The 9521-nt window shown below is 70.8% G+C and carries 9 protein-coding genes; 6 read left to right on the top strand and 3 right to left on the bottom strand.

Annotated elements, in window-relative coordinates:
- Positions 1–467 precede the first annotated feature (467 nt).
- From HMPREF2883_RS04935 to HMPREF2883_RS04910, 6 genes are all read left to right on the top strand, one after another.
- On the top strand, positions 468–1523 hold the full coding sequence (locus HMPREF2883_RS04935; RefSeq protein ID WP_070659301.1) for a hypothetical protein: 1056 nt from the start codon (positions 468–470) through the stop codon (positions 1521–1523).
- 159 nt (positions 1524–1682) lie between these two features.
- Positions 1683–2174, top strand: a complete 492-nt coding sequence (locus HMPREF2883_RS04930) for a hypothetical protein (protein ID WP_070659299.1) — start codon at positions 1683–1685, stop codon at positions 2172–2174.
- 123 nt (positions 2175–2297) lie between these two features.
- Complete coding sequence (locus tag HMPREF2883_RS04925) at positions 2298–2738, top strand: YbjN domain-containing protein (protein ID WP_070659297.1); 441 nt, start codon at positions 2298–2300, stop codon at positions 2736–2738.
- The gene (locus HMPREF2883_RS04920; protein WP_070659296.1) at positions 2738–3595 is read left to right on the top strand and encodes a hypothetical protein; all 858 of its coding nucleotides are present in this window, start codon (positions 2738–2740) and stop codon (positions 3593–3595) included. Before HMPREF2883_RS04925 ends, HMPREF2883_RS04920 begins: the two co-directional genes overlap by 1 nt.
- Positions 3596–3983: 388 nt before the next feature.
- Positions 3984–7019 (top strand): tetratricopeptide repeat protein, encoded by a 3036-nt coding sequence (locus HMPREF2883_RS04915; RefSeq protein ID WP_070659294.1) that lies wholly within the window; start codon positions 3984–3986, stop codon positions 7017–7019.
- Positions 7020–7275: 256 nt separating this feature from the next.
- Positions 7276–8142 carry a glutathione S-transferase C-terminal domain-containing protein gene (locus HMPREF2883_RS04910; RefSeq protein ID WP_081381267.1) on the top strand — a complete coding sequence of 289 codons (867 nt, stop codon included), beginning with the start codon at positions 7276–7278 and terminating at the stop codon, positions 8140–8142.
- Between the two features lie 96 nt (positions 8143–8238).
- Here HMPREF2883_RS04910 and HMPREF2883_RS14075 read toward each other — a convergent pair whose 3' ends face one another.
- The 3 genes from HMPREF2883_RS14075 to HMPREF2883_RS04900 form a co-directional block, all read right to left on the bottom strand.
- Positions 8239–8409: a hypothetical protein gene (locus tag HMPREF2883_RS14075; protein WP_232023060.1), complete on the bottom strand. Its 171-nt coding sequence runs from the start codon at positions 8407–8409 to the stop codon at positions 8239–8241.
- The gene (locus HMPREF2883_RS04905; protein WP_070659290.1) at positions 8406–8711 is read right to left on the bottom strand and encodes a type II toxin-antitoxin system TacA family antitoxin; all 306 of its coding nucleotides are present in this window, start codon (positions 8709–8711) and stop codon (positions 8406–8408) included. The genes HMPREF2883_RS14075 and HMPREF2883_RS04905 overlap by 4 nt, the downstream gene beginning before the upstream one ends.
- A 152-nt stretch (positions 8712–8863) precedes the next feature.
- Positions 8864–9517, bottom strand: a complete 654-nt coding sequence (locus HMPREF2883_RS04900) for an SMI1/KNR4 family protein (RefSeq protein WP_070659288.1) — start codon at positions 9515–9517, stop codon at positions 8864–8866.
- Positions 9518–9521: the final 4 nt, after the last annotated feature.

The following is a 9521-nucleotide window of genomic DNA, read 5'->3' as shown; positions in this document are numbered from 1 at the left end:
GTACGAACCGGCGACCTACCCTACGAACACGCGGTTCAAGGGCCGTTGGGCCACCCGCGGGTCACAGAAAGGTCTCGTCGCAGGCTCCGGCCAGCCGGACCACACCTGCAGCGATGTCGTGATCCTTGTCACTTATCGGCGTTTCTCGGCTCGCTCCGACGCGGGTTACGCCAGGACTTTTCTCCTGCATGGCGCCGCCGTTGTGGGCGGACGAGAAGCCACACCGTCGGAGGAATGGCAAGGGGGAGTCCTGCCCGGATGCTGAGCCTGGCGATGTCAAAAGATCACGAACAGGTCGCAGTTGAAGTCTCTAGTTGAGTAGCATCCGCAGTGCTGGCAGCCGTGGGCGTCTCTGTGCCGGGCTCGTGCGTCGGCGTGGTCGCCGGCCCCGAGTCGCGTGTCTACAGCCTCGGCAATCGGCGCCTTCCTCAGTGATAATCCCGATCCTCCACCGCAAGGAGCCTGACATGTCCGCCTACGTCCGCTACTACCGGCGGCTTCAGGCACTCACTCAGCGCCTGAGCACCTACCTGGACCGGTTGGAGGCTCGCGCCCGGGAGTTCGGCGTCAGCTCGGCCCGTACCGCGATGGAGATGCAGATCACCGATCCGGCCTCCGTCTCCGCCTTCCGCTCGGAGGTCGAGGCCCAGATCATGTTCCTGCACACCAAGGCCCAGAGGGTCTTCGCCAAGCACTTCGCCCCCTTCCTGGACATCGACGCCGACCTGTCCATCGACGAGGACCGTCAGCTCTCCGCCCGCCTCCAGGACGCGGCCAACCTCGTGGGCGGCTTCGAGGCGCGCCTGCGCAACATCATCGAGGAGGTCTTCGCCCCCGGCCGCGCCGAGCAGGCCCGCGAGGAGTGGAACCGGGCCATGACCGACTGGCGCCAGGCCCAGTTCTCCTTCACCTGCGACAAGTGCGGCGACCCGGTGCCGCTGCCCGAGCTCTACCACATGCCGGTGTTCATCACCTGCCCGCGCTGCAAGTCGCGCGTGGCCTTCCAACCCACCGAGGCCATGGCGGCCGCGCCCACCTGGGCCAAGGAGGTCGCCAAGACCACCTGCTACGCCGAGTGGCAGAAGTCCGAGTCGGAGCAGGCCGCCGAGGAGGGGGTGGGCCTGGCCTTCTTCTACTACGTCGACTACGCCATCGCCCACTACCTCATGATGAACCGGCTGCTTCCCTTCTACGTGCGCTCCCAGGGCGGCCAGGAGGCCCTGCGCCGCGACGTGCGCAAGGCGCTGGAGACCCGCACCCACCAGCTGCGCCCCGACGAGGTCTCCCCCCAGTACCACGCCATGGAGTACGTCAACTTCATGGGAGGCCTGGGCCGCTCAGCCCAGATCCTGGGCCAGGAGGGCCTCGAGGACCGCCGCCAGCTCATCCTGCAGACGGTGCGCGACATCATGCGCCCCGACGAGCCCCTGGCCCGTTCCATCCTGGACAACACCTTCACCGAGGAGCTGTGGAGCCAGCAGGCCCACGCCGCCGACCAGCTCTCCTGCGAGGTGCCCCGCTAGCGTTCCCACCCGCCGTCCGCCCAGCCTGGCACTCGGGCGACCCGCAGACGGCTCGAGTTCGACGACGTGCCGCAACTCCTTCGCCATCCCGTCGGCTTGTCAGCTCTTCATCCCCCGTGCGGCCCGACGCCGTTCGGAACCGTTCCCGAAAGGACCACCATGGTCGGCTTCCGCAAGAAGTCCCAAGACAGCGCCTCCTTCTCCCGGTCATCCGGTGCCAGGGAGGACGGGAGAGCGGGGGCCGCCTCTACGGGTGCCCCCCAGCGCACCCGCCCCGGGCGCAACGAGCCCACCGCACGCGCCGGCAAAGGACGACGCAGCCCGGCCGCCGGCCGCCGCGGATACACGACCACCGAGCAGATGGACTCGCGCTGCCTGACCCTGGCCGAGTCGGCCTCCGGTGTCCTGGGCCGTTCCCTGGACCAGGCGCTGGCACGACTCCCCGACGGTCCCGGCGCCCTCGCCGCCTCCAGGGGCCCCGCCGGGCCGGCGGGCTCAGGGATCCCGGCAGCCGGGAGCCGACCCGACGCCGTCGGCGCCCCGCGCTCGACTAGGGGTCGGGGGGCCTCAACGGGTAGCGTGCGCAGCACACAGGTCGGCACCGGCCAGGTCGACACGGTCGCGGACATCGCCTCCGACATCGAGTTCTGACGGCCCACCCTGCATCACCACCGGCCCCAGGCCGGATCATCAGCTGCGCGCCGCACGCCCCAGCGGCGCCACCCGCACCGAATCCGCATCACGTCCCGCACCGGGAAGGAGGCGAGAGATCCCATGAGCGCCCAACCAGCTCTGACCCTTCAGCGGGTCGAGATCTGGCTGTCCCAGCACGGCATCACCGCCGGCCCCGAGGAGGACGGCGCCGTCTTCATGGGCTTCCCGGGCTGCGACATCGGCATCTACCTGCACGACCAGGAGGCCGCCCTCGTCGTGGCCGGCATGTGGCGCGGGCGCCCGGCGGCCGAGCGCCTCGATGAGATGCGCGCCTTCATCGACGCCCAGCACCGTTCCACCTACGGCCCGGACCTGGCCGTTACCCCCGCCCACGACCCCGGCCGCCTCCTGCTGAGCACCCAGATGGTGGCCTACGTCGGCGCGGGTATGAGTGAGGCCCAGCTCGACGCCTTCATGGACATGGGCCTGGGCATGACCCTTGCCTTCTTCTCCACCGTCCAGGAGCGCTTCCCCGAGCTCGTCACCTGGGAGGAGGACTGATGGCCTGGTGGAATCAGCCGGAGGGGTCGGTGACCCCGACCGTGACCCTCAGGCGGCTCGCCGCCTGGCTGGCCGCGCGCGGCCACCGCTACGACCTCGACCTGTCCGAGGGGGTGGTGCGCTTCTCGGCGGCCGGGTTCGACTACGTGCTCATGGTGGTCGACCGCCGGATCCTCGCCGTGCGCGCCCACTACCAGCTCGCCGCCGACCTGCCGGGCTCCGCGGAGCTCTCGCGGGTGCGCGCCGTGGCCCAGGAGGTCTCCAGCGGCCGGCTCATCCCCGCCTTCTACACCGAGGTCGACGACGCCGGCCTGGGCCTGTGCGCCGAGGTCCTCACCAACATCGGGGTCGGGCTCGACGACGCCCAGCTGGCCGGCACCCTGGACTTCATCCTCGACGGCGTCGATACGGCCCTGCGCGAGGTCCTCGGTCTCCTGGCCGCCCAGGACGCCCCTGCCGACAGGCGGCCCGACGCCGGGTCGGAGGCTGAGAGCGCACCCGCGCCCCGGGCTGAGAGCAGGCCGGAGACCGAGGTCGAGACCCATGGCGACGGCGAGGGCGGCGGGGCGACCGTGATCGTCTTGCCTGAGGCGCCCCGGCCTGCCCAGGCCGCCGGGACCGCCGGCGGCGCCGGTGCTGCTGAGGCCGTGGGAGGAGAGCCCGCTCACCTGAGCGCGCAGGCTCCTGTCGCCGCGATGACAGCCGGTATGACCGTCGGCGTGGCTGCCGACATGGCCGATGCGACAGTGGAGATGGCCGCCGTCGTCGACGGGCCGGCCCCCGGCGCTCCGGGTGATGCTGAGGGCGGAACCGGGGCTGAGACAACCGACACCCCCAAGCCCCTACTCGTGTCCTAGCTCGCGCAGGTCTGACGAACCCGGCGCGGCGGCATCCGTTGGAAACACTGGAGTGGCGGGAGTCGGCGTCGGGGAGCCCGGTCCTGGAGCCGGCCGGTCCGGTGGGGGCGCTCGTCCCCGACATGCCCTGAGGCGGAGTTGCCGCTGGCCGTTGCAGTAGCGGATTCTATAACTGTTCGGTAACACTGGACGTCGGACAACCGCCCTCTGGACGAAAGGAGCCCGACATGCCCATGCCGCCGTTCACCGGTGAGCGGTGCGGGACGACGCTCCACCCACGGCGTCCCTGGGGTACACGGACCGCATTCCGTGCGTTCTTGCAGCACACGGTGGAAGCCTTCGCCTCATGACGGTGCAACGTCAGGCTCCGCCCGGAAGGACAGACTCCATGACCACACGCGAAGACATCCTCGAGCGTCTGGCCTACGCCGATGCCCTCGGCCACGGCCCCCAGACCTCGGCCCTCATCGCGGAGGCCGTCAGCTGGGCGGACGCACTGGGCGACGAGGACCTGCGGATCGCCACCCGACTGGCCCTGACCGAGGCCTACCAGCAGGGCAACGAGGCGTGGAAGGCGCTGGCGCCCTTCTCGTGGAACCTCGGCCGCTACCAGCGCCATCCCGAGGCCTTCGACGACGCCCAGGTGCGCACCCTGCACTGGCACTTCAAGTGGGCGGTGGCCGTGGCGGGCGCCAACCCCAGGGTCTCCAAGGACAAGGTGCGCCAGCTCGAGGCCAGTCTCGAGGAGTTCTACCGCTCCGGGGGCGCCTCCATGCACGTCGTCCACGGAGAGCGCGCCTCGGTCGCCGGCCTGCTGGGCCTCGAGGAGGAGGCCGCCGAGGAGCTGGCCGCCTGGCGGGCCACCCACCGCGACGAGAACGCCGACTGCGAGGGCTGCGACCCCATGCGCCAGGTCGCCTTCGCCTACCGCACCGAGGCCTGGGAGCTGGCCGTGGCCACCGCCGTGCCCGCGCTGACCGGCGCCGTCAGCTGTTCCGTGCAGCCCCAGACCACGCAGTCCCTCGTGCTACTGCCCCTGCTGGCCTCCGGCCGGCCCCGGGCGGCCTGGGAGGCGCACCTGCGCTCCTACCGGGAGATCCGCCGCAGCCCCAAGGCTCTCATCTCCCTGGCCTACCACCTGGAGTACCTGGCCCTCGTGGGGCGGGTGGACCGGGGCCTGGAGATCCTGCGCCGTCACCTGTCCTGGCTGGCGCAGGCCGAGTCCGCCTACGTGCTGCTGTCGGCCCTGCGCGGCATGAGCCTGGTGCTGCGCGAGGCCGAGCGGGCGGGCCGCGGCGAGGAGGCCCTCGGCGTCGAGGTCCCGGCCGCCGACCTGTGGTACCCGCTGCCGGGGCTGGAGTCCTCCACCACGATCTCGCGCGCCTACGCCGAGATGACCGGCTGGGCCCGGCGCCTGGCCCAGCAGTTCGACACGCGCAACGGCAACTCCACCATCTCCGACCACCTGGAGCGCTCCCTGGCCCGGGCCGCCTTCGACGCCGCCCCCGGCGCGGTCCACGGGCTGGGCGTGGAGGTCGACCTCCTGGAGCCCTCCGAGGAGCTGCCCGAGGCGGCCCAGACGAGCCTGACCGTGGACGAGGACGGCGCCGCCCCCGACGTCGCCTCCCTCCTGGGTCTCGTGGCCGACGACAACGGCCTGGTCCAGGAGCACGCGCCCCGCACGACGTCGTCGAGTCAGGAGACGGCCGGCCGACGCGCCCGCGCCGCCACCAGCCACCAGAGCGGCGACGAGCCCTTCCCCCTGGTGGACCTCGTGCGGCCCCGGCCAGTGCGCAACGGCGAGGAGGCGGTGCGCCGCTACGTCGACCACCGCCGCACCATCGGCTCCTCGACGATGGACTACTGGTACGTCGTCGACCAGGTGGCCACGCGCGACCTGCTGCCCCCGATCGGTGAGGAGATCCCGGGCCTGGAGTACCACACGGGGCTGCTGCGCGCCGCCGCCATGACCTGCCGCACCGAGATGGACGAGGCCATCGCCGAGCGCCTGCGGATCCGCCCCCTCATCGAGCTGGCCTTCGGGCCACTGGGCGCCTACTACGTGGACCTGCTCAACCTCGACAACGAGATCACCGCCGACTCCATCGCCGAGCGCTCCCAGGACGCCGTGCGCGATGAGCGCCTGCAGCGGGCCACCTCCCTCATCGGGCAGATCGAGGCCCAGGTCGAGGACCTGGTGTCCACCGAGCTGCTCGACCCCGGGGGCACCGACGCGCTCGTCCTGGCCGCCGACGCCCTGCTCGTGGGGGCCTCGGTCCTCACCGACCTGCACGCCAAGGACGAGGCGCTCGGGGCGATCCAGGTCGTCGCCCGCGCCGCCGACGCCGTCCCCGAGGACCGCCACGCCGAGCGGATGGACGACATCCTCGACATGGCGCGCGCCGAGGTCCTGGCCGAGTGCGGCGACGTCTACAACGGCTGTCTCCTGGCCGAGGAGGTCATGCGCCGCCACGAGAAGGTCTCCCCGGTCCTGGCTGCCCGCGGTCGGCGTCTGCTGGGCATCTCCTCCATGGAGGTGGGCCAGTTCGATGAGGCCATCGCCCAGTTCCGCGAGCAGGCCAACATCATGCTGGCCGCCGGCATCACCCTGTACGCCGTGGCCTCCCTGCTGTCCCTGGGCTCGGCGCTGGAGGCCTCCGAGCGCTTCCTGGAGAGCGCCGAGGTCCTGGAGTCCGCGCTGGCTCTGGCCCAGCGCACCGGGGCCAGGAGCATCGCCCTGTACCTGCACCGCCTCCTGGCCCAGACCGGCATGGCCATGGGTGAGGAGGAGAGCGTCGCCGAGCACTCGCTGGAAGCCGCCCGGATCCTGCAGGACCAGGGGCGCCGGGCGCTGGCGGGGGAGTACCTCTCGCACGCGGCGATGGCCGCCTCCAACCTCAAAGACAATGTGCGCGCCGCCGCCCTGTTCCGCCAGGCCGCCGACCTGGAGGACACCCGCACCGACCAGGGCTGCCTGGACCGGGGGCGGGCGCTGCGCCGCTCGGCGCGGGCGCTGGTGGACGACCTCACCCTGCCCATGGCCCGGGCCCGGCTCGACGAGGCTCGCCAGATCATGGAGGAGGCCCGCCAGGCCTTCGCCGGCGTGGCCGACACCGAGGGCTACTCCTCGGCGTGGGAGATCGGCGACTGGCACGACGACATGGCCTGGATCCTGTGGCGCACCGGCCAGAACTGGCAGGCCGTCCAGCACTGCGAGGCCGCCTACGACGGCTACATGGACACCGAGGACCGCGACTCGGCCTCGCGCGCCCTGTGCATGCTGGCCCGCCTGCACGCCGAGCGCGGCGAGCGCGACGATGCCCTGGCCGCCTGCGCCCGCGTGCGCGACCTGCTGGGCGAGCCGTACTGGGACGGGCATGACGCCCTGGAGTTCGTGGCCTCTATCGAGGAGACGCTGCGCTGACGTGTGGCGCGGGCTGCGCGGCCCGCGATGCGGTTCCTCCCCGGCCCGCAACGCTGTCCTGGGCTGCGACGCCGCTCTGGCCAAGAGATAGTGCAACCCCATGCGCAGGATGCCCCCGTTGAGTGAGGACCGTCGGCGTCGGCGGGTACGGGATGCGAGATTCCGCCCCGTGAGAATCGGGTGACGGCTGCCGATATGCGAGGAATGATTAGCCGTGGGCATCCAACCCCTCGACGACCCTCCCGGGAGGCACCCCTTGGCCATCGCAGTCTCACACCGATTCGTACCCAGCGGCGACCTGCCCGTGGAGGCGGGGCGCTACCGACTCGTGGCATCGGGGGCCTGTCCGTGGTGCCGCCGCGTCCTCATCGCCCGGCGCCTGCTGGGCCTGACCGAGGCGATCCCTGTGTCCTGGAGCTACGGCAAGGGTGCGGACGGCTACTGGGAGCTGACCGGTCCCGACGGCGAACCCGGCGTGGATCCGGCGCTCGGCGCCCGCTCCCTGGCCGAGGTCTACGAGAAGACCCCCGGCTACGAGCCGCCCCCCACCGTTCCGGCCCTCGTGGACACCACCACCGGCGAGGTCGTCAGCGACGACTCCGGCGACATGCTCTTCGACCTGTCCACTGCTTGGTGGGACCTCCAGCGCGAGGGCGCCCCGGACCTCTATCCGCTCAACCGTCGCAACTCCACCGACGCCTGGGATACGTGGATCGGCTCGCAGATCAACGTCGGCCACGCGGTGGCCACTCACTCCCAGGACCCGGAGAAGGCCGCGGCGGCGGCCAACGGCGTCCTCGTGGGCTTCGACGTCATCGACACCCTCCTGGCCCGCGCCACGCGGATGGAGGCCTCCCGTGAGGACGGCCTGACGATGCTCGACGGGCCGGCCCTGTCCGCCGTCGTCGCCATTGGCCAGTACCTGTGCGGCGACAAGCCCACCGGCAGCGACATCCGCCTGTTCACCACCGTCCAGTCCTACGAGTACGGCGGGCGCCAGCACTACCCCGGCGGGGAGGCGCCGTCAGTCTCCTTCTGGCCGGCGCTGGCCCGCTGGTTCCGCGCCCTGGAGAGCCGCTCGGGCTGGGTGGGGTCGGAGGAGCGCAGCGCCCTGGGCTGCTGAAGACAGCGCCGGTCCGGTGCGGGGCCGGTGACGTCGGCCTGAGCCGGCGTTTGGTTCTCGCGGCCGGTTCGGGTCAGGAGGACCCGAGCATCCGGCTCAGCTGCGGTGGTTGAGTCCCTGGGGCGCATCGTCGCGGGAGTATGTGGCCGTCGCGATGGCGTAATAACCGAGAATGACGTCATCCTGGGCGGTGGCCCCGCTGCGGAAGCCAGCCGTGACGTCCTGGCGCCTGAGGCGCCGCGGGGACTCGAGGCCTCCGGCGCTCACGATTCGTCGTCAAGGTTGATGCGGGTTCCGAAGGGGGAGGGGCGGTCCCATAGGTGGGCGAGGCGGGACGTCTCCTCCAGCGGAGCGTCCAACACGGCCTCAATGGCTTCGAGTTGCTCTGACGTCACGGAGAACCAGCGGCGATCAGCGAGAATGCGCTCGGCTTCCCGTGTCGCTGCGGACAGGATGAACTCGCTGACGGAGCGGTCCGTCTGGGAGGCCGCTTGCTGAATGAGGGTCTCCTGGCGCGGCGTGGCGCGCAGATCGATTCTCTGGGTTCTGCGGGCTGTTGAGATCGACATGCTCCGGCCTCCTTGATGGAACGGAAAATGTACGTACAGGTGGGAGGGCGTGCAAGGCCAGTGACGTGCACGGTGTGGGCGCTTGGGCGAGGCCGGCGTTGCGTCGGCCCCGCCCTGCACTTGGCTCTCATAGCAGGTTCGGTTACACACCGTTACAGGTCGTCGCGGCGGGCGTCCTCGAAGACCGGCGGGCTGCCGGGGCGGTCGATGATGGCGTGGGGGATTCCCTCGGGCTTGGGGCCATCCTTTTCGCGGATATCGGCGGTGTCGAGTTTGTTGAGCTCCATCATGGACAGGTAGTAGTCCAAGAAGTCGTCATAGCGCTGCATCACTTCGCCGCGTACCCAGGAGACGGTCCCCTCCGCCGGAGTGCCGGGCCGCCCCATGAGGGCGATCTCAATAGATTCTTGGGAGGCGACGACGGGGAAGTGGTCGGCGGCGACGACGCCTCCGGCGGCCATGGCCTCGACGCACTCCTCCAACTCGAGCTGAATCTGCCCGGCCTTGTGTAGGTCACCACCCAACAGGTCGGAGGTGGAGAAGATCGTCATGTCCTGGAAGAAGTAGGGCCAGCCATCAGCCGCCAGGAGAAAACCTCGGTAAGACTCCGGTAGGCGGAAGCCCAGCTGGGCTTCGGTGCGGGCCACGGTCTCCTCCGACGCCTTCGGATTCGGCATCGCGTAGTCCCATAAACCGGTCCAGTCGGCCTCCATCCGCTGCTGGACGATCATCCACCCCCAGCCGATGTAGTCCGGCCACGTAAACTCCCGCGCTCCCTGACTCGGTCGGCTCTCGTCATTGAGCACGTCA

The sequence above is a fragment of the Actinomyces sp. HMSC075C01 genome, assembly GCF_001812965.1.
In the GTDB taxonomy this organism is placed as follows: Bacteria; Actinomycetota; Actinomycetes; order Actinomycetales; family Actinomycetaceae; genus Actinomyces; species Actinomyces acetigenes.
Note: the sequence above shows the minus strand (reverse complement) of the source record. Positions and strands in the feature narration are given on the sequence as shown.